This is a genomic window from Stenotrophomonas sp. STEN033, from assembly GCF_056856655.1.
Genome location: NZ_JBXFWM010000001.1, coordinates 226,556 through 249,198 on the forward strand (window position 1 = coordinate 226,556; position 22,643 = coordinate 249,198).

The 22,643-nt window shown below is 63.5% G+C and carries 21 protein-coding genes; 11 read left to right on the forward strand and 10 right to left on the reverse strand.

Going from position 1 to position 22,643, the window contains the following annotated elements:
- Positions 1-47 precede the first annotated feature (47 nt).
- The 3 genes from AC1VXC_RS01060 to AC1VXC_RS01070 all read right to left on the reverse strand — a co-directional run bounded on the left by AC1VXC_RS01060 (position 48) and on the right by AC1VXC_RS01070 (position 4,055).
- Positions 48-2,117 carry an EAL domain-containing response regulator gene (locus AC1VXC_RS01060; protein ID WP_313169802.1) on the reverse strand — a complete coding sequence of 690 codons (2,070 nt, stop codon included), beginning with the start codon at positions 2,115-2,117 and terminating at the stop codon, positions 48-50.
- Positions 2,118-2,309: 192 nt separating this feature from the next.
- On the reverse strand, positions 2,310-3,500 hold the full coding sequence (locus AC1VXC_RS01065) for a BaiN/RdsA family NAD(P)/FAD-dependent oxidoreductase (RefSeq protein ID WP_481538126.1): 1,191 nt from the start codon (positions 3,498-3,500) through the stop codon (positions 2,310-2,312).
- Between the two features lie 6 nt (positions 3,501-3,506).
- The gene (locus AC1VXC_RS01070; RefSeq protein ID WP_313169806.1) at positions 3,507-4,055 is read right to left on the reverse strand and encodes a YaeQ family protein; all 549 of its coding nucleotides are present in this window, start codon (positions 4,053-4,055) and stop codon (positions 3,507-3,509) included.
- A 63-nt stretch (positions 4,056-4,118) separates the two neighbouring features.
- Here AC1VXC_RS01070 and AC1VXC_RS01075 point away from each other — a divergent pair, with 63 nt between their 5' ends.
- The gene (locus tag AC1VXC_RS01075; RefSeq protein WP_481538127.1) at positions 4,119-4,988 is read left to right on the forward strand and encodes a pseudouridine synthase; all 870 of its coding nucleotides are present in this window, start codon (positions 4,119-4,121) and stop codon (positions 4,986-4,988) included.
- A gap of 3 nt (positions 4,989-4,991) precedes the next feature.
- On the opposite strand, the gene AC1VXC_RS01080 is transcribed toward AC1VXC_RS01075, so the two are convergent.
- Positions 4,992-5,465, reverse strand: coding sequence for a YaiI/YqxD family protein (locus AC1VXC_RS01080; RefSeq protein ID WP_481538128.1), 474 nt, complete (start codon positions 5,463-5,465; stop codon positions 4,992-4,994).
- Between the two features lie 309 nt (positions 5,466-5,774).
- Here AC1VXC_RS01080 and AC1VXC_RS01085 point away from each other — a divergent pair, with 309 nt between their 5' ends.
- The 6 genes from AC1VXC_RS01085 to AC1VXC_RS01110 all read left to right on the forward strand — a co-directional run bounded on the left by AC1VXC_RS01085 (position 5,775) and on the right by AC1VXC_RS01110 (position 10,174).
- Complete coding sequence (locus AC1VXC_RS01085; protein ID WP_054659637.1) at positions 5,775-5,984, forward strand: cold-shock protein; 210 nt, start codon at positions 5,775-5,777, stop codon at positions 5,982-5,984.
- A 165-nt stretch (positions 5,985-6,149) separates the two neighbouring features.
- Complete coding sequence (locus AC1VXC_RS01090; RefSeq protein WP_481538150.1) at positions 6,150-6,842, forward strand: glutathione S-transferase family protein; 693 nt, start codon at positions 6,150-6,152, stop codon at positions 6,840-6,842.
- A 51-nt stretch (positions 6,843-6,893) separates the two neighbouring features.
- The gene (locus AC1VXC_RS01095) at positions 6,894-8,456 is read left to right on the forward strand and encodes a protein adenylyltransferase SelO (RefSeq protein ID WP_481538129.1); all 1,563 of its coding nucleotides are present in this window, start codon (positions 6,894-6,896) and stop codon (positions 8,454-8,456) included.
- Positions 8,457-8,470: 14 nt separating this feature from the next.
- Positions 8,471-9,013: an adenine phosphoribosyltransferase gene (locus tag AC1VXC_RS01100; RefSeq protein WP_296246299.1), complete on the forward strand. Its 543-nt coding sequence runs from the start codon at positions 8,471-8,473 to the stop codon at positions 9,011-9,013.
- Positions 9,014-9,047: 34 nt separating this feature from the next.
- On the forward strand, positions 9,048-9,830 hold the full coding sequence (locus tag AC1VXC_RS01105; protein ID WP_481538130.1) for a thioesterase family protein: 783 nt from the start codon (positions 9,048-9,050) through the stop codon (positions 9,828-9,830).
- Complete coding sequence (locus tag AC1VXC_RS01110; protein ID WP_481538131.1) at positions 9,830-10,174, forward strand: hypothetical protein; 345 nt, start codon at positions 9,830-9,832, stop codon at positions 10,172-10,174. The genes AC1VXC_RS01105 and AC1VXC_RS01110 overlap by 1 nt, the downstream gene beginning before the upstream one ends.
- 7 nt (positions 10,175-10,181) lie before the next feature.
- On the opposite strand, the gene AC1VXC_RS01115 is transcribed toward AC1VXC_RS01110, so the two are convergent.
- The 6 genes from AC1VXC_RS01115 to AC1VXC_RS01140 form a co-directional block, all read right to left on the reverse strand.
- Positions 10,182-11,519 carry an acyl-CoA thioesterase/bile acid-CoA:amino acid N-acyltransferase family protein gene (locus AC1VXC_RS01115; RefSeq protein ID WP_481538132.1) on the reverse strand — a complete coding sequence of 446 codons (1,338 nt, stop codon included), beginning with the start codon at positions 11,517-11,519 and terminating at the stop codon, positions 10,182-10,184.
- A 113-nt stretch (positions 11,520-11,632) separates the two neighbouring features.
- Positions 11,633-12,340, reverse strand: coding sequence for a LytR/AlgR family response regulator transcription factor (locus tag AC1VXC_RS01120; protein ID WP_313169818.1), 708 nt, complete (start codon positions 12,338-12,340; stop codon positions 11,633-11,635).
- Complete coding sequence (locus AC1VXC_RS01125; protein ID WP_481538133.1) at positions 12,337-13,428, reverse strand: sensor histidine kinase; 1,092 nt, start codon at positions 13,426-13,428, stop codon at positions 12,337-12,339. Before AC1VXC_RS01125 ends, AC1VXC_RS01120 begins: the two co-directional genes overlap by 4 nt.
- A gap of 36 nt (positions 13,429-13,464) precedes the next feature.
- A complete protein-coding gene (dbpA, locus tag AC1VXC_RS01130; protein WP_313169821.1) occupies positions 13,465-14,841 on the reverse strand; it encodes an ATP-dependent RNA helicase DbpA in 1,377 nt (458 codons plus the stop codon).
- Positions 14,842-14,928: 87 nt separating this feature from the next.
- Positions 14,929-15,924 (reverse strand): C13 family peptidase, encoded by a 996-nt coding sequence (locus tag AC1VXC_RS01135; RefSeq protein WP_481538134.1) that lies wholly within the window; start codon positions 15,922-15,924, stop codon positions 14,929-14,931.
- A gap of 201 nt (positions 15,925-16,125) precedes the next feature.
- Complete coding sequence (locus tag AC1VXC_RS01140; protein WP_313169825.1) at positions 16,126-16,413, reverse strand: hypothetical protein; 288 nt, start codon at positions 16,411-16,413, stop codon at positions 16,126-16,128.
- Between the two features lie 165 nt (positions 16,414-16,578).
- Between AC1VXC_RS01140 and AC1VXC_RS01145 the strand changes: the two genes are divergently transcribed.
- The 4 genes from AC1VXC_RS01145 (at position 16,579) to AC1VXC_RS01160 (ending at position 21,328) form a co-directional block, all read left to right on the forward strand.
- A complete protein-coding gene (locus AC1VXC_RS01145; protein ID WP_481538135.1) occupies positions 16,579-17,007 on the forward strand; it encodes a DUF7079 family protein in 429 nt (142 codons plus the stop codon).
- A 669-nt stretch (positions 17,008-17,676) separates the two neighbouring features.
- Complete coding sequence (locus AC1VXC_RS01150) at positions 17,677-18,468, forward strand: phytanoyl-CoA dioxygenase family protein (RefSeq protein ID WP_481538136.1); 792 nt, start codon at positions 17,677-17,679, stop codon at positions 18,466-18,468.
- 352 nt (positions 18,469-18,820) lie between these two features.
- Complete coding sequence (locus AC1VXC_RS01155; RefSeq protein ID WP_481538137.1) at positions 18,821-20,434, forward strand: CsgG/HfaB family protein; 1,614 nt, start codon at positions 18,821-18,823, stop codon at positions 20,432-20,434.
- A 534-nt stretch (positions 20,435-20,968) separates the two neighbouring features.
- Positions 20,969-21,328: a DUF488 domain-containing protein gene (locus AC1VXC_RS01160; RefSeq protein WP_481538138.1), complete on the forward strand. Its 360-nt coding sequence runs from the start codon at positions 20,969-20,971 to the stop codon at positions 21,326-21,328.
- The last annotated feature ends 1,315 nt before the right edge of the window (positions 21,329-22,643 follow it).

Here is a 22,643-nt window from a genome sequence, read left to right on the forward strand (position 1 = left end):
GGGGTGAGGGCAGCTCTTGGCGCAAACAAGCGGCCCACAGCAAGCCATCAACCAAACTCAAAATCCATTTCAGCCGTCGGCGGGCCGACAAAATCCCCTTCCACGTAATCCACGCCGGCACTGAACAACAAGCTCATCGTCGAGGCATCGGCGACGAACTCGGCAATGGTCAAAATGCCCGCAGACTGTGCCTTGGTGGTGATTTCCTGGGTCTTCTCCAGCTGCTCCTTGGCCTGCGCCGGATCAGCGGTGAACGCGCTGTCCAGCTTGAGGAAGCCGGGCTGGAAATGGGCAAGCAACTGGAACGAATCCAGTCCGGAGCCAAACTGTTCCAGGCCTACCTTGCAGCCCAGTACCGTGACATCGCTGAGGAATTGCTGCGCATTGCGCAGGTGCGTGAAGACCTTGGCCTCGGGTATCTGCAGCCATAGCTGCGCGCCTTCCACGCCTTCGGCCAGCAGACCGGTCCGGATCACCGACAGCAACTCCGGATCGGAGAATGACTCCGGTGTGATGCGCACCATCAGGTGGGTTCGGTGGCCGGCGCGACGGCGCTCGCCCAACGCGCGGATGGCATTGGCCACCACCCAGCGGTTGATGGGGGCCAGCAGTTCGTGTTCCTGCGCGATCGGCAGGAAGGTCGCTGGGCCGACCATTTCGCCGTTGTTCTCCATCTGCAGCGAGGTGTCGTACAGCTGGATCGGCTCGCCCATCAGGTTCAACACCGGGCGGAAACGCAGATGGAAGCCATCGCCGGCCACCGCCTGGCGGATGCGCTGCACCCAGCTCTGGATGCGCTCTTCCTCGACGCGGTCGGCCGCGCCCGGGTCGAATACCTTGAAGGTATTGCCGCCCAGCTCGATGGCAGCGCGCGCGCAGTCGTTGGCGCGGTTCAACACCTGGCCAACGCTGGCGATCTTCTCGCCTACCTGTACACCGCCGATGCTGACCGTAACGGTGGCCGAGCGCTCGCCAATGCTGAAAACCGAGGAGGCAAATGCGCTGCGGACCCGTTCTGCCATCTGCGCTGTGTGTGCGTAGTCACCCTCCGTGAGCAGGGCGAAGTTGTGCTCGCCGAAGCGCGCCAGCTGCGCGTCCTCGCCAATGGCCTGGGCCAGCTTCTGGCCGAGTGCGGCAATCAGCGCATCGGCCGAATCCAGGCCGATATCCGGTAGCAGGCGCGCATAGTGATCCGGTTCGACCAGCAGGAAGCCATACTGGCCATCGCTGCGGCCGACCTGGGCGACGGCGTTCTCCAGCTGCACCATGAAGGTGGGACGGTTGAGCAGGCCGGTGACCTGGTCGCGCTGGCGCAGGGCTTCCACTTCGCGGGCCAGCTCCGGGTCGAACTCCTCGCGGCGGCGGAACACGATCTGGAAGCAGCTCTCGCCTTCATAGGTGGCGGCGGTGAACTCCATCGTCGCCGGGAAGGTGTCGCCGTCCTGGTTGCGCGCGTCCACTTCGTACTGCGGCGGCGGCGCTTCGCCCTTGCTCAGTGACTTCAGCAGCTGCTTGAAGTTCTCCACATGCTGCGGTGCAACCATGTCCAGCAGCGAGATGCCTTCCACGTCCTCGAAGGATTCAAATCCGAACATGTCCAGATAGGCTTCGTTGGCGCGGATGTGCATGCCTTCGTGGATGTAGGCGATGGGGTCGCGCGAGGACGAGATCAGCGCATCGCAGCGGCGCTCGGTCTCGCGCATCTGCGCCTCGATCCGGCGCAGCCCGCGACGCGCCTGCAGATCGGTCCATTCGGTCTGCACCACCGACAACAGGTGGTCCGGCTGCTGCCGAAGCGCGATGGCGCGGATGCCGTTGGCGGCCGAATCCAGCAGCATCTGTGCATCGATGCTGTCGGTCAGCAGGATCATCGGAATGTCCTTGCCACTGGCCGCGACCTGCTGGGTCAGCAGCAACTGCGGGATAGCGTAAGAGTTGGCCGCCAGCACCAGATCGATGGGCTGGCTCAGTGCCTGGCCCAGTTCGTCGGGGCTTTGCGGCCGCGACGGACGCACGGCAATGCCGCTGTTGCGCAAGGTGCTGACGATGGCCTCGGCGCTTTCCGCGCTGTCGTCAACGATCAGCAAGCGCAAGGTGATGTCTTTGGCGTTCTGCATTCAGGACTCCCGGGGGACGGGGTTTAATACACGATGCACGGCAGTGGCGTCTATGCGCAGGTCGTTTGCCTGTGACGTACTCCATGAGTGTAGTCGCAACGCGGGCGTCAGGACGTTATCGGTGCGGGCCCGGATGTACATCCGCAGGGCGCAAGGTGTGGCCAGGCGGATGCCCTGCCGCACTGCGGCCGCCTACGCCGCCATCCCCGCTGCGCGTCCCGACGCCCACGCCCATTGGAAGTTGTAGCCGCCCAGCCAGCCGGTCACGTCCAGAACCTCGCCGACGAAGTGCAGGCCCGGCACCAGCTGCGATTCCATCGTCGCTGAAGACACCTTGCGGGTATCCACCCCGCCCAGGGTGACTTCGGCGGTGCGATAGCCTTCGGTGCCGCTGGCGACCAACGGGAAGTCCGACAACAGGCTGGCGGCGGCCTTGAGTTCCGGTTCGTCGAACTGGCGCATGGGCTTGTCCTTCAGCCATTGCTCGCACAGGCGCAATGCCAGTCGGCGCGGCATCACCTCGGACAGCACGGTGCGCAGCTCGGAGGCGCCGCGCTCGCGTTTCATCTGCCGCAGCCATTCAGCGGCATCGTGATCGGGCAGCAGGTCGAGCCGCAGGTCATTGCCCGGCTGCCAGTACGAGGAGATCTGCAGGATCGCCGGGCCGCTGACGCCGCGATGGGTGATCAGCATGGAGTTACGGAAGCTCTTGCCGTTGCAGCGCGCCTCCACCGGCAGCGCAACGCCACTGAGCTCGGCGAAGCGCTCCTGGTGGGTGCCGCTCAGGGTCAGCGGCACCAGCCCGGCACGCGTTGGCAGCAGTTCATGGCCGAAATTGCGTGCCACCTCGTAGCCGAAGCCGCTGGCACCCATGCTCGGGATCGACAGCCCGCCGGTGGCGATCACCACCGAGGCACTGTGGAATTGCCCCTGGGCGGTGCGCACGTGGAAGCCGTCGGCGCCACGCTCGATCTGCTGCACACCGCAGTCGGTGCGGATCTGCACACCGGCATCGGAACATTCGTCCAGCAGCATCTTCACGATCTCCTTGGAGGAGATGTCGCAGAACAACTGACCCAGCTCCTTCTCGTGATAGGCGATGCCGTGGCGTTCGACCATCTCGATGAAATCGCCTGGCGTATAACGCGCCAAAGCCGATTTGCAGAAATGCGGGTTGGTGGAAATGAAGTTGGCGGCGGTGGTGCCGGTATTGGTGAAATTGCAGCGGCCGCCGCCGGACATCAGGATCTTCTTGCCAACCTTGTTGGCATGATCGATCACCTGCACGATGCGGCCGCGCTGGCCGGCGGTGAGCGCGCACATCAGCCCCGCGGCGCCAGCGCCGATCACCAGTACGTCGCAGCGGATTACCTTGTCAGCCACTACTGCTTACTCCGCCGGGCGCTTGCGCCAGACCGGGATCACATCCAGCTGGGTGTGATCATTGAGCAGCTGCACTTCGCCATCCTGGATCAATACGCTCCAGCGCATCGCCCGCTGCACCTGCTCGCCCCAACGTTCGACGAACGCGGCGGGCAGGTCGACGACCGACAGGTTGTTGAAGCGGGCCAGGTGCTTGCCCTGTTTCTGCCACCAGATATCGGAGGCATTGCCGCCGTAGTTGACGACCTGTACACGGCGGCTGCGGTTGCAGGCCTTGCGCACGCGCGATTCGTCCGGGTGGCCGAGGTCGATCCACTGCTCGATGTCGCCGGTGTAGTCCAGCTGCCACAGGTCCGGCTCGTCCTCGCTGCTCAGGCCCTTGCCGAACTCCAGCCTATCCTCTGCATTGAGGGCGAAAGCGAGCAGGCGCACCATCAGGCGCTCGTCGGTTTCAGAGGGATGTTGGGCCAGGGTCAGGTTATGGGTCGCGTAGTAGCCGCGGTCCATGTCGCTGATCTGCAGCTCGGCCTTGCGGATGGTGGCGGTGAGGGCCATGGGAATACCGGGTACAAAGACCGCCCATCATAATGCCTGTCCCCGCAACCGACCCGCCCCAACGTGTTCGAGCCTGAACTGCCCAGCCGTCTGCAACTCGCGCCAGGCCCATGGACCAGCCTGTTGGACGGGCTGTGCGCGCGGTTTCCGGCGATACCACCAGCACTTTGGCTGGACCGGTTCGCGCGGGGAAGGGTGCTGGGCAGCGACGGCCAGCCGCTGCTGCCGACCCAGCCGTGGCGGGCAGGGCAGGAGATCCAGTACTTCCGTGAGGTCGTCGACGAACCCGAAGTGCCGTTCGCCGAGCAGATCCTCCATCAGGATGATGATCTGCTGGTGGCCGACAAACCGCATTTCCTGGCGGTCACCCCGGCCGGCCGGTTTGTACGCCAGACGCTGCTGGCGCGGCTGGTTGCACGTACCGGCAATCGCGATCTGGTGCCGCTGCACCGGATTGACCGCGGCACCGCGGGTCTGGTGTTGTTCTCCTGCAATCCCGGGACACGCGGCAGCTATCAGCGCTTGTTTGCCCAACGTCGCATCGACAAGGGCTACGAGGCCTTGGCGCCGGCGCTGCACGGGCACGTGTTCCCGTTGCAGCGGAGCAGCCGTATCGCCCGTGGCGAGCCGTTCTTCCGCATGGCTGAGCAGCCAGGCCAGGCCAATGCGCTGAGCCGGATCGATGTCATCGCGCGGCGCGGCGAGGTGTGGCGCTATGGGCTGGAACCGGTCAGTGGGCGCAAGCATCAGTTGCGCGTGCATATGGCTGCACTGGGCGCGCCGATCATCGGCGACGAGTATTACCCGCAGGTGCTGGAGCGCGCCGCGGACGACTATCGCCATCCGCTGCAACTGTTGGCACGCCGCCTGGCCTTCATCGACCCCCTCAGCGGCCAGCGGCGGGAGTTCCGCAGTGCGCGTGAGTTGGGGTGAGTTTCAACCGCGCTGTGCCAGCCAGCGATCCAGTTGCGCGGCAAAGGCCTGGCGATCACGTGCATGCAGGGTTGCCGGACCGCTGGTCTGTACGCCGGCAGCGCGCAGTTCTTCCATGAAGTTGCGGACCGATAGGCGCTCGGCAATGGTGTTGGTGGTGTAAAGTTCGCCGCGTGGATTCAGGGCGACGGCACGCTTCTCCAGGATGCGTGCGGCCAGCGGGATGTCCTGGGTGACGACCAGATCACCGGCGTTGACCCGTTCGGCGATGGCATCGTCGGCGACATCTGGCCCGCCCGCCACCTGCATGGCGCGGATGAAGCGCGAAGGCGGGGTGCGCAGCCATTGATTGGCAACCAGGATGGTTTCGATCCTGGCCCGTTCGGCGGCCCGGAACAGGATTTCCTTGATCACTACGGGGCAGGCATCGGCGTCCACCCAGATTCGGGTGGCGGAAACGGCGTCTTCATGGCTCATGCCGCGCAGTCTATTGGATTTGCCGACTTTGCTGTTGGTTGGCTATCGTCAGAAAATTGACTAATTTCAGCCACTTAATCGACGAACTGAATCAAATTGGGTTTCTGAATACGGCAAATATCGCTTTTTGGAACAAAGCGGCGTATTGTCCATCCCACTGTGCTTGCAAGGGTCACCGTGAATCGTGGCCTGATGCAGTTGATCTTCTTGATCGGCTCATCGATCCGCTTTACCAACGCCTGCAACTCAGTCTCGGCCCCGATCTCCGGTGGCTGCGATTATTTCAACTTATGTTTCAGGAGTTAGTACATGTCTGATCGTCAGACCGGCACTGTCAAGTGGTTCAACGACGCCAAGGGCTTCGGCTTCATCACCCCGGAAAGCGGCCCGGACCTGTTCGTGCATTTCCGCGCCATCCAGGGCAACGGCTTCAAGTCGCTGCAGGAAGGCCAGAAGGTGACTTTCGTCGCCGTGCAGGGCCAGAAGGGTATGCAGGCTGACCAGGTGCAGGCGGTCTAATCGACCCCCTTGCTACCGTAAGGTTGCTTGGAACGCCGGAAGCGAAAGCTTCCGGCGTTTTTGTTTGTGTTTTCGCGTCGGGCATCGCCTCGCACTGACGCTGCGTTGCGCGAGTGTTGGCTAGGATCAGATCTTGATACCGATTGAATGACGCTGGAGCCAGCGATGATCACCGTGCACCATCTGGAACAATCACGTTCGCAACGCGTGCTGTGGATGCTGGAAGAGCTGGGCCTGGCCTACGACGTGGTCAGTTACAAGCGTGACCCCAAGACCTGGCTGGCACCGCCGGAGCTGCGCAAGGTGCATCCGCTCGGCAAGTCGCCGGTACTGCAGGACGGGACGCTGATCCTGGCCGAATCCGGGGCCATTCTCGAGTACCTGGCCGACCGTTATGACCTGCAGCGCAGCCTGTCGCCGCAGCCCCTGCCAGTGGAGGCGCCAGAGCGTCTGCAATACCACTACTGGATGCACTACGCCGAAGGCTCTGCGATGCCACCGCTGGTGATGAGCCTGGTATTTGCGAAAGTCCGCAAGGCACCGATGCCTTTTTTCGCCAAGCCAATCGCCCACGGCATCGTCGACAAGGTGATGAAGAGCTTCATCAGCCCGCAGCTGCGTCTGCACCTGGACTGGATGGAGCGGGCCCTGGCACAGTCCACCTGGTTTGCCGGCGAACGCTTCAGTGCGGCGGATATCCAGATGAGTTTTCCGGTCCAGGCGGCGGCAGTCCGCGCCGGACCCATGAGCGACTACCCGAAACTGCAGGCTTTCCTCGCGCGCATCAAAGAACGGCCTGCCTATCGGCGCGCCGAGCAGCGCGGCGGGGCGCTGGATCTTATTGGCGGCACTCGCTGAGCAAGGCGGTCCGAGCTTGCGGCAGGGCCTGCCAGCCCCCACTTTCAGATGATGAACGACACGCACCCACAGTTTGACAACCGCTTCCAGCGTGAGCTGCCCGGCGACCCCGAAACCGGCGCACGGCGTCGCGAGGTGCTGGGTGCCGCTTGGTCGGCGGTGATGCCGACGCCGGTGGCTGCGCCACACCTGCTGGCGTACTCGGCCGAAGTCGCAGAGCTGCTTGGCTTTGACACAACCGTCGTTGCCAGCCCTGAATTTGCCGAGGTCTTCGGCGGCAATGCCTTGTTCACCGGCATGCAGCCGTGGGCGGCCAATTACGGCGGCCATCAGTTCGGCCATTGGGCTGGGCAGCTCGGCGATGGCCGAGCCATCTCCTTGGGCGAATTGCTGGCCGGCGGAAAACGCTGGGAACTGCAGCTCAAAGGTGCTGGCCCGACTCCGTATTCGCGCGGCGCCGATGGCCGAGCGGTGCTGCGTTCGTCACTGCGCGAGTTCCTGTGCTCCGAAGCCATGCATCATCTCGGTGTGCCCACTACCCGTGCGCTGAGCCTGGTTGCTACCGGCGATACGGTGGTACGTGACATGTTCTACGACGGCCATCCGCAGGCCGAGCCCGGCGCCGTGGTGTGCCGGGTCGCGCCGTCGTTCATCCGCTTCGGCACATTCGAGCTGCCGTCGGCGCGTGGCGATGTCACGCTGCTGCGACAACTGGTCGAGTTCTGCATCGCCCGTGATTTCCCTGAACTGCAGGGCAGTGGCGAGGCGCTGTACGCCGACTGGTTTGCACAGGTCTGCACGCGCACCGCGGTGATGGTGGCGCAGTGGATGCGGGTCGGCTTCGTGCACGGCGTGATGAATACCGACAATATGTCCGTTCTGGGTTTGACCTTGGATTACGGCCCTTACGGCTGGGTCGAGGACTACGATCCGGACTGGACACCGAATACCACCGATGCGCAGGGCCGCCGCTATCGCTTTGGCACGCAGATGCAGGTGGCGTACTGGAATCTGGTGCGATTGGCGCAGGCGCTGTCGCCACTGTTTGCGGAGGTGGCACCGCTGCAGACCGGATTGGATGGCTTCCGTCAGCGCTATGAAGCCGAAGAGCGTGCGCATCTGGTCGCCAAGCTTGGCCTGGGCGAATTTCGCGACGGCGACGCCGAGCTGATGGCGCAGTTCCAGCGGCTGCTGCAGGAAGGCGAGATGGACATGACGCTGGCGTTCCGCGCCTTGGCGTCCATTGATATCGACGCGCCGGAGATTGACCCGCTGGAGCAGGCCTTCTACTCGCCGGCTGCCCGCGAGCAGGTGCTGCCGGCACTGACCGACTGGCTGCAGCGCTACGCCGCGCGGGTCCAGGGCGCAGGGCAGTCGCCGCAACAGCGCCGTGATGCCATGCAGGCGGCGAATCCCAAATATGTGCTGCGCAACTGGCTGGCACAGCAGGCCATCGACCGTGCCGAACAAGGCGATCTGGCCGGAATCACGGACTTGCTGGACGTGATGCGGCATCCTTACGACGAACAAGCCGGGCGCGAGGCGTTTGCCGGCAAGCGCCCGGAATGGGCGCGTGACCGCGCCGGCTGCTCGATGCTGTCGTGCAGCTCCTGAGCACCTCTCCACGAATGACTGATATGACTTCTCCTGCCTACCCCGAATGGTCGCGCCCAATCCGCGACATTGCCGACTTCCCCAAGCCCGGCATCCTGTTCAAGGACATCATCCCGCTACTGGGTGACGGCGCCTGCTTCCGCGCCGCCGTGCAGGCCATGGCCGAGCCGTGGCGTGACGCCGGCTTGCATGCGGTACTCGGGGTGGAGGCACGCGGCTTCATTCTCGGCACCGCGTTGGCCCTGGAGTTGGGCGTGGGCTTCGTGCCAGTGCGCAAGCCGGGCAAGCTGCCGGGCGCAACGTTGAAGCAGGAATACGCGCTGGAATACGGCACTGATCGTATCGAAGTCAGCGTCGGCGCAACCCCGCCGGGCGCGCGCGTGCTGCTGGTCGATGACGTGCTGGCCACCGGCGGCACCTTGCTTGCCGCCTTGCAGTTGGCTGCGCAGCTTGAGGCGCAGGTTGTTGGTGGCGCGGTATTGGTGGAGCTGGATGGCCTCGGTGGCCGTGAGCGCTGGCCTGATGGTTTGCCGCTGGCCGCAACCCTGGTTTACTGAATACCTGATCCCACCCCGATCCGCGGAGTCCCGAATGCCGACGTTGAGTGAGCTGCTGTCTTCCTTCGATGGTGCACAAGGGCTGCTGCTCCCTGACAGTTGGCGCCAGGGTCGCACCGCCTATGGCGGCGTGCTCAGTGCGCTGGCGGTGGCCGCGGCGATGCAAGGCCACGCAGGTGCGTTGCCGCCGTTGCGCGCGATGCAGGTGAGCTTCATCGGGCCTGCAGCCGGCCTGCTGCGTTTCGTGCCGGCAGTACTGCGCGAGGGCAAGTCGGTGGTGAATGTCGGCGTGGATGTGTTCTCCGACGATGCTTTGGCGGCGCGCTTGTCATTGGTGTTCGGCCGCGCCCGCGAAAGCGCGATCGCGCATGATTTCAGTGGCGAGCTTCCGGCCCAGGGGCCTGCCGCATACCGCGATTTCGACATGGCGGCGATGCCGTTCGCGCCGGCCTTTACCCGCAACTTCCAGATGCGCCCTGCCGGTGGTGCGATGCCGGTGTCAGCTTCGGAGATTCCCGAGCTGCTGACCTGGATCCGCCATCGCGATGCCGGTGGAGTAGATCCCGCGGTAGCTCTGATCGCGATGGGCGATGCGATGCCGCCGGCGGCATTCACCAGTTTCCGCGCTGCTGCGCCGATCAGCTCGATCACCTGGAACGTTGAGCTGCTCGATCCTTCGCCGCAGGGCGAATGGTTCCTGCTGCGTTCCTTCAGCCAGCATGCGGGTGACGGCTATTCGTCGCAGGACATGCAGGCCTGGGATGAGCAGGGCCGGGTGGTGATGCGCGGCCGCCAGAGCGTGGCGGTGTTTGCCTGATGCGCGCCTTGCGGGTGTTGGGTGGACTGGCGCTGCTGCTGGCGATGCTGGGCTGGAGCGCGTGGTTCGTGATCTGCAATGTGTATGAATTCTCGCCGGCGCTGGACCCGCTGGCGTTCGCCTGCGGCTGGCTGCTGAGCGCGGTGTTGGCTTGGCGCGTGTTCCGTGGCGGTTTCCGCCGTATTGCCTGGCCATTGTTTGCACAGGCAAGCTGCATCGGCGTGTACCTGTTGCTGATCCATCGTGGGATGGGCGAGGGCACTGCGCTGGCGCTGTTTGTCGCGGCCAGCGTAGCGGTTGTTGCCGCGGCATACCGGGTGACGCTGCACGCTCGCGCTGCCTGATAAAGGCTCAGCGCGTCAGCCGTATGTCTCCTTCGGCCAGCGCCTGCCGCAGGAATGCCAACACTGCAGGGCCGCTTTCGCGGTCCGCGCGGGCATAGCCTTCGGCCGTGCCGCCCACCGGGATGTAAGGGCCGGTGTCGCTGCGGAAGGTGGTGGGCTGCAGGAAGGGCGTGATCAGATGGCCGGCGTCGGAGTAATACAGCAGGGCGTCCGCTTGCGGCGCGCTGCGGCGTTTCAGGCGTTGCATCGCCAATGCCGCCATCTCGCCGGAAGCGCCGAGCTGGTCGTCGCCGCCTGCGACCAACAAGAGCGGCCCGTTGATGCGTTCGATCGGCAGCATTGCCTGCTCCAATGCTGCCGCGTGCGCGCCCGGCTGATTCCAGTTGAGCTGTTCCACATAGGGCAGGAATGGCAGGTCGCGGCCACCAACGCGCAATGCGGGCTCATCGACGGCGCGGAAATCGGCCGGCGGCACATCACGGCGGATGCCGCGGAATGGCGCAGGGCTGCCTACCCACGACACCGCTGCCTGCAGACGCGGATCATGCGCCGCGGCCGCCATCGCCACGATGCCACCCCAGGAGCCCCCCATCACCCCGACCTTGCCGGCAAAGGGCTGGGCGCGCAGCCAGTCGACCGTGCTGCTGACCGGGTCGATGGGGACGCGGATCAGATCCTTGGGCAGTCCGGGCATCCGGTAATAGGCAACAGCCACTGCGACGAAACCGTTGGACGCCAACCAGGCGGCATACAGATTCGCGCTATCGATGCCGCCTTCGGCGCCGCCCAGGGTGATCACGACAGGATGTCGACGGCCATCGTCCAAGGCGCCTGCAGGGTGATGGAGATTTCCCACCACGCCATGCAGCTGCAACGGTGTTGCAACCACGTCGGCCGCATTGATCCGCCGCCGCAAGGTCTGTTGTCCGATCGGTTCGCCATCGACGAAGGCCTCCAGCTGCATCGTTGCGGGTGCATAACGCAGGCCATCGGCATCGCTGTGCATCGGCAGTGGCATGGGTTTGCCTTTACCGGCTTCAGGCCGCATCGACCAGAACAGCCCCATTGCATCGACACCTGCGTAGCTGCCGGCCTCGGCGCCAGCCGTGGCGGTATCGGCGATGCCGTTGTGATCGGCACGGTAGTTGGCGTGCGCCAGCCAGCGGTTGCCACTGCTGTCCTGCATGGAGAGTTGCAGTTTCACGGTCTGGCTTGGCAGCAGCCCGGCAACGCTGATCTGCACCGATTGATCGGCTGGACCGTCCGCGGGGAGTACGCGCAGTTCAGCGGCAAGGGCCAGGGAGCTGCAGCCGAGCAGCAGCGGAAGCAGGAGATGCTTGAGCATGGGTGTGGTGAGCGAGGAGCGGCCTGCGATGTTGCCGCTGCTGGAAATGCAACGGAACAGCTGGACGCCAGCAATGGCGCAGGCCGTGCCGGGCTTGGCATGAGCCGTGCGTATCAGCCGGCCTTGCCCATCTTCGCTTCGAACGCGTCGCGGTGCAGCCGGCTCAGCGGCAGTTGGGTGCCATCCAGCAGTTCCAGCGTCGCATCGCCATTGCGGCGTGGCAGCAGACAGCGCACCCGTGCGCAATTGACGATGACCGCGCGCTGCACCTGCACGAAGCCAGCCGGCGCCAACTGCTCGGCGAGCCGGCCAATGCTCTCGCGCAGCAGGTGCACCTGCTTGCCGACATGCAGGCAGGCGTAATGGCCGGCGCTGTCGATGTAGTCGATGTCGGTGGGGTACACGTAGTCGCTGCGGCCGCCGTTGCGGATGCATAGCGGTGCCAGCGGGTTGCTGGTCTCGCGTGCCAGATGCCTGCGCAGCCGATCCAGCGCGATGGCGAGCCGGTTCGCATCCAGTGGCTTGGGCAGGTAGTCGATCGCGCCCAGTTCGTAGGAGGTCAGCGCATGTTCCGCATGGGCCGTGGTGAAGATGATCGCCGGCGCAGGCGCGGGCAGGCTGCGCGCGAGTTGCAGGCCATCTTCGTCGGGAAGCTCGATATCCAGCAACAACAGCTCGACCCGCTCGGTAGCCAGCAGCGAACGGGCCAGGGCGATGCTGGGCGCCTCGCCGACTATCTGGATATCCGCATGCGCGCCCAGCAGGTGGCGCAGCTTTTCGCGGGCCAGTGCGACGTCGTCGATCAGCAGGGTGCGGATCATGCGGTGGGCTCGCTGCTGGCAAGCGGTAGCCGGATGCTGACCTGGAAGTGCGCACCGTCGCGTTGCGCGTGCAGCGTGGCATGCTCGCCGTAGATTGCCTGCAGGCGTTCGCGGCTGGCTTGCAGGCCAATCCCCATGCCGGCGGCCGCGTCGCCAAGCGGGTTGCGGATCTGCAGGTGAAGCAGATCATCGCGCGATTCGAACTGCAGGCTGATCGTGGCGTCGTCCGTGTCCGAGGTGCTGGCGAAGCGCACGGCGTTCTCGATCAATGGCTGCAACAGCAGGCTGGGTACGCGCGCATCCCATGCATCGGCGCTGGCCTGCAGTTGCACCTGCACCGGCTGTTGCTGCAACAGTCGCTGCAGTTCGATGAAGGTCATCGCCTGCGCCACTTCCTCGCGCAGGGCGACGAAGGGTTCGTTCTGAAGCAGGTTGCGCAACAACTCACCCAGCTGCGCCAAGGCAGCGTCGGCGCGCTCGGCATCGCGGTAACCCAGTGCGCCGATCGCATTGAGCGCGTTGAACAGGAAATGGTGATTCAGGCGTGCCCGCAATGCTTGTTCGCGCGCCTGCAGCAGCAGCTCGCCACGGCGGCGATAGCGACGGACATAGATCAGCGCCTGGCCGATGCCGATGACAGCGACATAGGTCGGCAGTGCGAACAGGCTGGTAGCGACAACTGCGTGCAGCCAGCTGTCGGGCAGCGCACGGGGCAGCGCCAGTTGCGAGAGGTAGTAGCCAAACATCCAGCCGGAGAGCGACAGCGCGGGAATGATGCATAGACCGGCACCCAACAGCTTGGCCGCCGCCTTGGCGTCGCTGTCCATGCCCAGCGGCCAGCGCCTGCACAGTTGCCAAAGGCCAGGTGTCGCCAGCAGCCAGGGGCTGTAGATGCCAAGCAGGAACAGCAAAGAGCGCATCAGTTCGATGGGAGCCAGGCTGCCGGCTGAGGGGCCGGTGAGCTGTACTGCTGGCAGGGTCACCAGGATCAGCAGCAGCCAACCCGCGCACACGGCACGCCACGGAAAGACCGTGGCGTGCGTATCCGCCGCAATGCTGGAAGAGCGGGTGTACGGCTGGGACATCATGTGCGCGCTCAAGCGCCGGCCGGGGCCGGCGCCTGCTTACATCTTGCGGACGCGGAAACGCTTGCCCTTGATCTTGCCGGCTTCCAATCGTGCCAAAGCCTTGCCAACCTGCTCACGGGCAATGGCCACGTAGGAGCGGGTGGGGAAGATATCGATCTTGCCAATCGCCTTGGCCGACAGCCCGGCATCGCCGGTCAGTGCGCCGAGGATGTCGCCTGCGCGCAGCTTGTCGGTTTTGCCGCCATCGATGCGCAGGGTGGTCATTGCCGCCTGCGGCAGCTCTGCCGGACGCGCAGTTGCCAGCGGAGTCTTCTGCCAGTTCAGCGGCTTGCCCTGCTGTGTTTCCAGCGCATCAGCGCGGCTGCGTTCACGGCCGGCAACCAGGCTCAATGCCAGGCCATTGCGGCCGGCACGACCGGTACGGCCAACGCGGTGCTGGTAGGTGTCGATGTCGGTCGGCAGCTCGTAGTTGACCACGGCAGCCAGGTCTTCCACGTCCAGGCCGCGTGCGGCCACGTCACTGGCGACCAGCACGTTGCAGCTGCGGTTGGAGAACTGCATCAGCACTTCGTCGCGGTCGCGCTGTTCCATGTCGCCATGCAGCGCCAATGCCGAGAAGCCGAACTGGCGCAGCGAGTTGGCTACTTCGTCGACGTCCTTGCGGGTGTTGCAGAACACCACCGCCGATTCCGGCGTGTACTTCAGCAGCAAGCCGCCCAGTGCCTTCTGGCGGTGGGCCGGCTCGGTTTCGAAGAACAGCTGCTGGATGGCCGGGGCTTCGGCCTGGCCATCGACAGTGACTTCGGCCGGTTCCTTGAGCAGGGCGCGGGCCAGTTCGCGGATCGCTTCCGGGAAGGTGGCCGAGAACAGCAGGCTCTGGCGGTCCTTGTGGGTGCGGCCGGCGATCTCGCGGATCGGCTCCTCGAAGCCCATGTCGAGCATGCGGTCGGCTTCGTCCAGTACGAACGTGCGTACCTGGCCCAGGTTGAGGGCGCGCTTGCGTGCCAGTTCCTGCACGCGGCCGGGGGTGCCGACCACAACCTGCGGATCATGCGCTTCCAGCGAGGCCAACTGCGGGCCCAGCGGCATGCCGCCGGTGAGGATCAGCAGCTTCAGGTTGGGGATGCCGGTGGCCAGCTTGCGCAGCTGCTTGCCGACCTGGTCGGCCAGTTCGCGGGTAGGGCAGAGCACCAGGGCCTGGGTGCGGCTGACGGACAGGTCGAGCCGGTTGAGCAGGCCCAGGCCGAAGGCGGCGGTCTTGCCGCTGCCGGTCGGGGCCTGCGCGATCACGTCACGGCCTTCCAGGATCGGCGGCAGGGCCAGCGCCTGTACCGGCGTCATCGAGGTATAGCCCAGCGCGTCGATGCCAGGAGCGAGTGCCGGCGACAGCGGCAGGGAAGAGAAGTCAGTCATGCCGTATTTTCGCAGAAGCCGGGCGGCGGCGCTTGCCATTCTGAATGGGTGGCTCCGTCTCCTTCATCCAGCCTGCAAGGGCCGGTTTCAGCCCTTGCGATTGTTGGCGACCGGCTTGCTTTTGGGGGTGAGGGTCTTGGTCCCGGCTGGCCGCTGGTGAACGAAGGGATAGGGCACGGCAGGTGTCTCCGGCAAGCCCGCGCGCCATTGTTCGAGCACGGCCGCCACTGTCCTGCCGTTCTGGAACTGCGGTTCAGAGGGGCGCTCGCCTTGTTCCTTTTCACGACGGCGTACGTTGCCTGCGGCCAGGGTGTAGGCCCGGGCAAAGTCATTGGTGGCGTTCAAGGCCTCGATCAGGAAGGCGCGACCAAACCAGGTGGCGCTATCGGTATTGCCGCAGCCAAAGGAAGGGCGGTCCTTGCGCGCGGCGGTGATCACCATGCGCTGCGGTGATATCAAGGCGGGCACGAAGGCGCCCGAGAAACAGGCCGAGACCACGATCACCGCATTGCCGATATGCGCCTCATCCAGCATCCGCGCGAGCTGTGCCGGTGCCAGATAGTCTTCCTGGTCGCGACCGGTGTGCAGGTAGACGCTGTTGTCATGCAGGCCGTGGCTGGTCAGGTAGAGGAACAGCACATCTTCATTCGGGTCCAGCGTCCGCCCCAGTCCGTTCAGGGCATGGCCGATGCTGTCGGCGGTAGCCAGAACCTGCGGCGGGCCGCCGTGTCCCAGGGCAGGCTGGTTGACCAGGCTGATCATGCGGCCTTCGGCACCCCAGCGCTTGGCCGACAGCTCACGCAGGTAGGCCACCTCATTGGGGAACACATCTTCATCCGCATCACCGGCCACGCCGAGGACGTAGATATCGGTGACGCCGGGGCGCTGGGCTGGCAGGCCTGCCAATGCGGCGTCCAGCATCGTGAGCTGGCTGCCTTCAAGTTTGGGTGTGGTGGCCTGCCGCTCAGGTGCTTTGGCCGCGCCAGCGAACGCAGGCCAGGCCGCACAGGCTGCCAACAGCAGCTTGGCAACGACGTTGATCAGCCGGGGAGGGGAGTGCTGGGGACCGCGTTGGGCTGCCATTGCCGTAATCCATGACGGTGGGTATGGCAGCACGGTCGAGCTGACCGTGCTGCATCCAGTGCGCGCCCGTGGGCGGCACCGATGGCTATGGTGCCGGAGTTGAGCTTGGAATGCGTGGCTCGAACGGATCCCCCGGAGGCGCACGGCGCCCAATCAAGCCGCCAACAAGCGGCAATCCCGGAATCGAGCTGGGCCGGCCCATCAGTCGGTAGGCAGCGACCAGCCATAGGCCAAGGCGGACTTTTTCCTGAGGTTCTCAAGCTGCTCGGCAGCATTGATGGCGCTGCTTGCGCGGTAGACCAGGTCCTCCAGCCTGCACAGGATGCTGGCTTGCGCTTCATCATCGGGCACCACCTGCACGATCCTGTCGACAAGCTGATGCATTTCCAACAGCTTCTGCTTGCGCTCATATTCGCCAAGCGACGCCGCGTCCTGCACCACCCTCTGTGCCAGAACGTCGAAGTGATCGCGGAGTTTCTCGTAGTCCATACAGCACCTGGTGCGATGGCGGACAGCCAAGAGCCTGTAATGGTGCTGTCGGGGATAGCACTACCTCAATGAGGGATATACCTTATTGAGACTAGGATTTATCTGACAAGGCGCTGTCGAGTGAGGCGGGCCGTGCCCAGTAGAAGGGCGTGCCGGTAGCGCGGTATGGATAAGGTGCTTGATCGGACCCAGGGCGTCGCTTATCAGGTATTTGCCGGCATGAGACCACCAGACGAAGACATTGAAGATCGCGCCCCGGTTTGGGATCAGATGCAGGATTTCTGGATGGACACTGATCCCGCCATTCTTCTGCCGGAGGTTGCTCGCATCTGCGCGGAGTCCAAATACTCTCTTGCAGAACTGGAAGCCATCTTCTGGAATGAAGTACGTCCTGCCGTTTCATTCAACATGTTCATGTTTCCCGCACCCGAGTGGGCCGGATTCGAGATCGAGACCCTCAAGGCGCGCGTGTATCGCAAATCCCGCTTCGGCAAGCCATTACCTCGCAAATGGCTGCATCCCTACTCATCTGATTGGTGGCGCAAGCTCAGCGCTGCCATTGTCCGGTACCGAACGGAGATGCGTGCCAACTGACAGTTCATCCACGTTGGGCGCGCTTTCGGATGGAACTTGACTGCTGTCAGCCGCAACCCGTCCCAGCTGCTGAGACCGTCACGTTCCATGCTGAGGGATGCTTCCAGAAAACTTCACATGGGCGAGAGTTGCCGACTTCGAGTGTCGGCCAACTGCGATTTATATCAACGAGCTGGCGGTTTCCCGCCTGGTCAAGCGACTGGACGAATCGTGGTTCGTCAATCTGGACTATCACCTGCCACCACCCGCTGGCAGGATTTTGCACCCGCACCGCAACTGCAGGAGTTACGAGACGGGCAGGGCAGGCTGCGAGGAATGGGTGCGGCGGCATGAAGCGAGGTTGCGGGCCGAGACGGCTGCGATTGCTGCCCGTAGATGGGAGAAGGCGCGATGATCTTGGTCAACGTTTGGTGATCACGGAGGACGTTGATTGCCGAGCTTCATCAATTCCACGAACTGGAAGCCTCCAATTTGGAATTGCATTGAATCGCGGGCAGTCGACTGCAGGTGGTTGCTATGGTTCTGGTTTCGGGATACGTGTTTGCGCATGGTATTCATGTCCACACGGGTCCGGTTGATCGGAACGACTGCATGCTGCCCCGGCGCTACCGCGCCATCTGGATGGGAACGGGCATCCGCTTGATGCGGTAGCCGCTTGGAGGAAGAGCAATGTCGGCAATCGAGCGTATTGGCCTGACCCCTGGCCAGATTCAGGGCTTTGTTGATGATGGATTCGTCAAAATTGAAGCGGCCTTCAGCGCCAAGCTCGCAAGGCAGGGGAGGGATGAGTTGTGGGCGGATATGGGTCTGTCCCCGGACGAGCCGCAGAACTGGACTCAACCCGTTGTTCGTTTGGGGTTCAAGTCCTCGCCGCCTTTCGTCGAAGCTGCCAACACGCCGCAACTGCACAACGCCTACGATCAGCTCGTCGGGCTGGGGAGATGGCTCGCCCCTGAAGGTGTTGGAACCTTTCCCATCCGCTTTCCCTCACCTGAATCACCCGGTGACGATGGCTGGCATGTGGACGTGAGCTTTGGCACCGACAACCCGGATTTCATGGAATGGCGGGTCAACGTCGAAAGCAGAGGGCGCGCCTTGTTGATGCTGTTTCTGTTCTCGGATGTTGGTCCGCATGATGCGCCTACGAAAATACGAAAAGGGTCGCATGCTGCCATTGCGCGGGAACTGCTGCCCTACGGCGAGGCGGGGGCAAGCCTGCGGCAGCTCTCGGCCACCGGTTACGCGTCGACGGAAAATTGCGAGGTGGAACTGGCGACGGGCGCGGCAGGCACGGTTTATCTGTGTCACCCGTTCCTGGTCCATGCCGCTCAGGCGCACCGGGGGCAGCGGCCACGCTTCATGGCGCAACCGCCGCTTCTGCCGAAGCGGGAATTTGATCCAAACCTGCCTCCGTCTCCGGTTCAGATTGCTATCCGTCAGGCCTGTGGTCTTACGATCTGAGGGGCGCCGCCTTCCAGTTTCCGCGGACATGTACCAGAAAGTCGGGCGAGGCCTTGTCGCTATCCGGTAATCCTGTAGTCCGATTGCGGCAGTCAATTTCGAAGTTTGCTATCAGTGCTGACTGAAGGCTTATGCGGTGTTTTGTTCGATGAGTGCGTCGTGCATTGCCGGCAAGTTGCACCTATCGCAGTAGGAACTCGCAGCAGTTCGATACAGTTGCCATTCATGAAAAATTGGTAATCGTTAACGTATGTGATAAAAATGTGAAACCGCAGGAGAGTGCGGTGTTTCCATTGGTTCGGACGATTCACATCCGCAACTTCGCATGGAGTGCGGAAACAGGGGGATAAACATGAAGACCACCATCCACCGGCCTGCCGTTCTGGCAGCCGGTTTCATCGCGCTCGTGTCGGCAACGGCGAGTTTCCCAAGCCACGCGCTTCTGGGCATGTCATCGGATAAGTGCAAGACGGCGCAGGGCAGTCTGCGCATCGTCGAGCCGGATGACGGCATGGGAATCTGGGCGACCTATGGGCTGCCTGCACCTACCCGGGTGCTGCGCGTGCTTGTCAACGATTCCAAGTGTTTTACGGTGCTTGACCGTGGCGCTGGATTCACCGCTGCGCAGGCTGAGCGGGAGCTGGCCATGGGCGGGCACCTGCAGGAAGACCAGAACATCGGCGGTGGACAGATGCGTGGCGCGGACTTCGTGTTGGTGCCGGATATCGTGTCGCAGAATCCCAATGCCGGCGGCATGAGCATCGGCGCAGGCGCGTCGAATGGTGGGGGTTCGCGGGGCTTGATGGGGGCGATGATCAACGTCGCTACCTTGGGCGTGGCTGGCAAGCTGACGACGAAAAGACAGACTGCCGAAGTGGTGCTGACGCTGGTTGACGTACGCACCTCCGAACAGCTCATCAGTGTGACCGGCGAAGCCAAGATCACCGACAAGGCCTGGGCGGCAGCGGTGTCTGCCGCAAGCGTACAAGGCAGTGCCGGGGCGAATGTCGGCAGTTGGGACAATACCGAGATCGGCAAGGTCATCAAGGAAGCCTACGAAGAGGCCTATTCGCGCATGGTCGATGAGGTCAGCAAGAAGCGCGGTGTGCTGGCCAATCGCAATGTGCCGAGGGCAACGCGCGCAGCGGTGCCGGTAGCACCACCGGACGCGTACCAGACCTTGGCTGCATCGCAAGCCAGGCTGGCCAACACCGCCGCCGCAAGGTTGCAAGCAGGACCTGCGGCGCCGATGGCGGCACATGCCGGCGCGCCGAACCTGGGGGCGGTGGCGGGTATGCAGGGGCAGATGATGCAGCACGGTGCGGATCACGTTGTTGGCGGTAGTGTGGCGTCGGCCGCGATGGGCGCTGTGGCGCAGCAGGGCGGCATGCTGGGCGCTGCCGGCCAAGTGGTACAGCAGGTTGCAGGCCAGGGCATTGGTGCGGGCGTTGCGCAGGCTGCGATGGGCGCTGTGGCGCAGCAGGGCGGCATGCTGGGCGCTGCCGGCCAAGTGGTACAGCAGGTTGCAGGCCAAGGCATTGGTGCGGGCGTTGCGCAGGCTGCGATGGGCGCTGTGGCGCAGCAAGGCGGCATGCTGGGCGCAGCCGGCCAAGTGGTACAGCAGGTTGCAGGTCAGGGCATTGGTGCGGGTGTGGCACAGGCTGCAATGGGTGTGGTTGCCCAGCAGGGTGGCATGGTTGGCGCAGCGGGGCAGGTGGCGCAGCAGGTTGTAGGCCAGAATGTTGTCGCCGGTGGCCAGATGGCCGCCACTGCGGGAACCATGATGTTGCATCGCATGGCTCGATTGCTGACCCAGCCCGACAGTCAGTCGACTGTGGTGGCGGAACTCAAGCCTGGCATGCTCGCCTACCCCACAGGGGGGCGCAATGGTGGAATGATCGAAGTCGACGATGAAATGGGAAATCGTGGTTGGCTGCCGTCGGCGGTGCTTGGCATCAAGCAGTAACTCACCTCCAACCAGGCGCTTCGGCACGGTCCCTTGGTCCGTGCCGGGCGCTGCCTTGGCACGTGTGCTGGCTGGGTCTTCTTGGAGACACATGCGCGGCCACAGCCGGGTCAATGCGTAGTCTTGATGTAGCTGGCTCGGCAAGTAGTTGGCAGTCACGCTTTGGTGGAAAGCCACGATATGGCGCTCCCTCCGGAGCTCCCGGGCTTCAGTCGCGCGGCCTGCGCCAGTTGTCGCGGAACGAGGGTGTCATATGCCGTGTTCGCAACGTGCGGACCCGGCGCGCCTGACCATTCGGCAAGGGCGTTGCCGAAATGGCTGCGTAGTTGATCCCAACGCCATCGCCGATGCCGTGCCGCTCATCTGTCCTGCGCAGCTCGGGCAGTTGTGGTCAGGCTGAAGGTAGCGGTCGTTTCGGTCATGACTGGAACAAGGCGCCGTGGATGCCAAAATCGTAGCGTCAGGTGGTTTGCGAGGTTCATCATCGTCCCGGCAGGGCCAATGGTGTTTCCCTTGTCACCGCAAGGAGGGGCTATGAATGTGATGCTGAAGCGAGCTTACGATGAGCCGGGGATGGGCGATGGCTACCGGGTTCTTGTCGATCGACTCTGGCCGCGCGGGCTGTCCAAGGCAAATGCCAGGATCGATCTGTGGCTCAAGGAAGTCGCCCCATCAACTGAGCTGCGCAAGTGGTTCGCGCACGACCCGCAGAAGTGGACAGAGTTCACGCGTCGTTACCGCCTGGAGCTGAAAGGAAACCCAGCATGGCCGGAGCTTCAGGCCATCGCCAGGCAGAAAGCCCTGACACTTGTGTACGCGGCCAAGGATGACGTGCACAACGAAGCGGTGGTACTTCGTAGATTGCTGGACGATGAGCCCAAGCAGGCTCGGTAGGCATTCATTGCCAATCATCGGGGACGCTTGGCGCATGGTTGTGCTTCGGCTATCGAGCGGTGGCACGCTCCATCTGGGCGTGCTGTCGGTAGCTCTCTGCCGATAGCGGACTCCGGTGCTGATCGCGGCAATGGCAGGCAGCGGCAATGTCTTGCGCGTTGTGCGAACCTCCATCGCAACGGACTTCATGTGCTTGGCACGGCAGTGCCTGTCCGCGGTCTGATCGATGGCCAATCCGTGTAGGCGGGCAAAGTGGACCGGTTGACCAAACCACATGAGTCGATCGCAGCAGCGACCTGATTGATTCAAATGCGCCGCGTGACGGCGCTTGATGATTGTCTTGGACATGGCGTTGGACTCTTGAGCGATGAAGAGTTCCATTCGGCGATTCTGGCGATCGCAGGAGGCCTTCCGGCCTTTCCTTTTCTTGAGCGTTCGCAGTCGAGGGATTTCCCGATTTGATCTGCGTTACATGCTCGGATGATCAAACCTGGATAGGTCACGGATTGCGACCGCTCCCGGATGGCGAGTTGCCGCACGAACTGGCCCGCCTTCACGTACGTTGGGCTTGGGCGCTTATTCGTGGCTATGCACGCCCGCGGATCAGGAGTTGGCATTTCATGTCTATCAAGACGTGGGTCGTCTACTTAATGCGTTGGTCATTGATGCCTGTGGAGTCCGAGTGCTTCTGATCTTCTCGGATGTTGAGTTGTGGGACGGGTGCCAGAAAATGGGGTTCACACAGCGGGCAGAATCGGCCTGCCAGCAGCCTGCACTGTCCTCGGTGCCTGATTTGGTTGCTGGCAGCGAAGTTTCTGGAAAACGGAAGTTCAACTCTTAAGGGTGAGAGCAATGAGAATAAATGGACGTTACGCGATGTGTGCTGCGATCTTTGTTGCAGGGATTCTTACGCTGGGCTCGGCGAGCGCCGCGGTTCAAACCATCAGCTCTCGATCATCAACGTCGGGCGGCTATTCTGGGAACGGCAATGCGACTTCAGCCTCGATGGTCACTTGCACATCGGCAACCGCAAGTATGGGGACCAATTACGGATGTGTGATTACCGCGCCTGGTTGGAGCGGCATGGTCAAACAGGGGCAGTCGATTGGGACCACCGGCGCGGGTCCCGTCAAGCTGACGTGTACCGGGCAATATGACTTCAATTACGGACGCCTGGACTGCGTAGCGACAATCGATGACGTTGCCTGCCTGCCCGAACAGTCCGTCAATGCCTCTGCAGCCAGCGGTGGATCAACGGCTGGCGTGGCTGCGGTAAAAAGTGCCGCTCTAATAACATGCACCTCGATTACTGGTG

Bases quoted from the DNA above. Each gene is read 5' to 3' on its own strand.
- AC1VXC_RS01060 (WP_313169802.1), bottom strand. From the start codon at position 2,117: ATGCAGAACGCCAAAGACATCACCTTGCGCTTGCTGATCGTTGACGAC.
- AC1VXC_RS01070 (WP_313169806.1), bottom strand. From the start codon at position 4,055: ATGGCCCTCACCGCCACCATCCGCAAGGCCGAGCTGCAGATCAGCGAC.
- AC1VXC_RS01080 (WP_481538128.1), bottom strand. From the start codon at position 5,465: ATGAGCCATGAAGACGCCGTTTCCGCCACCCGAATCTGGGTGGACGCC.
- AC1VXC_RS01085 (WP_054659637.1), top strand. From the start codon at position 5,775: ATGTCTGATCGTCAGACCGGCACTGTCAAGTGGTTCAACGACGCCAAG.
- AC1VXC_RS01090 (WP_481538150.1), top strand. From the start codon at position 6,150: ATGATCACCGTGCACCATCTGGAACAATCACGTTCGCAACGCGTGCTG.
- AC1VXC_RS01095 (WP_481538129.1), top strand. From the start codon at position 6,894: ATGAACGACACGCACCCACAGTTTGACAACCGCTTCCAGCGTGAGCTG.
- AC1VXC_RS01100 (WP_296246299.1), top strand. From the start codon at position 8,471: ATGACTGATATGACTTCTCCTGCCTACCCCGAATGGTCGCGCCCAATC.
- AC1VXC_RS01105 (WP_481538130.1), top strand. From the start codon at position 9,048: ATGCCGACGTTGAGTGAGCTGCTGTCTTCCTTCGATGGTGCACAAGGG.
- AC1VXC_RS01110 (WP_481538131.1), top strand. From the start codon at position 9,830: ATGCGCGCCTTGCGGGTGTTGGGTGGACTGGCGCTGCTGCTGGCGATG.
- AC1VXC_RS01115 (WP_481538132.1), bottom strand. From the start codon at position 11,519: ATGCTCAAGCATCTCCTGCTTCCGCTGCTGCTCGGCTGCAGCTCCCTG.
- AC1VXC_RS01120 (WP_313169818.1), bottom strand. From the start codon at position 12,340: ATGATCCGCACCCTGCTGATCGACGACGTCGCACTGGCCCGCGAAAAG.
- AC1VXC_RS01125 (WP_481538133.1), bottom strand. From the start codon at position 13,428: ATGATGTCCCAGCCGTACACCCGCTCTTCCAGCATTGCGGCGGATACG.
- dbpA (WP_313169821.1), bottom strand. From the start codon at position 14,841: ATGACTGACTTCTCTTCCCTGCCGCTGTCGCCGGCACTCGCTCCTGGC.
- AC1VXC_RS01135 (WP_481538134.1), bottom strand. From the start codon at position 15,924: ATGGCAGCCCAACGCGGTCCCCAGCACTCCCCTCCCCGGCTGATCAAC.
- AC1VXC_RS01140 (WP_313169825.1), bottom strand. From the start codon at position 16,413: ATGGACTACGAGAAACTCCGCGATCACTTCGACGTTCTGGCACAGAGG.
- AC1VXC_RS01145 (WP_481538135.1), top strand. From the start codon at position 16,579: ATGGATAAGGTGCTTGATCGGACCCAGGGCGTCGCTTATCAGGTATTT.
- AC1VXC_RS01150 (WP_481538136.1), top strand. From the start codon at position 17,677: ATGTCGGCAATCGAGCGTATTGGCCTGACCCCTGGCCAGATTCAGGGC.
- AC1VXC_RS01155 (WP_481538137.1), top strand. From the start codon at position 18,821: ATGAAGACCACCATCCACCGGCCTGCCGTTCTGGCAGCCGGTTTCATC.
- AC1VXC_RS01160 (WP_481538138.1), top strand. From the start codon at position 20,969: ATGAATGTGATGCTGAAGCGAGCTTACGATGAGCCGGGGATGGGCGAT.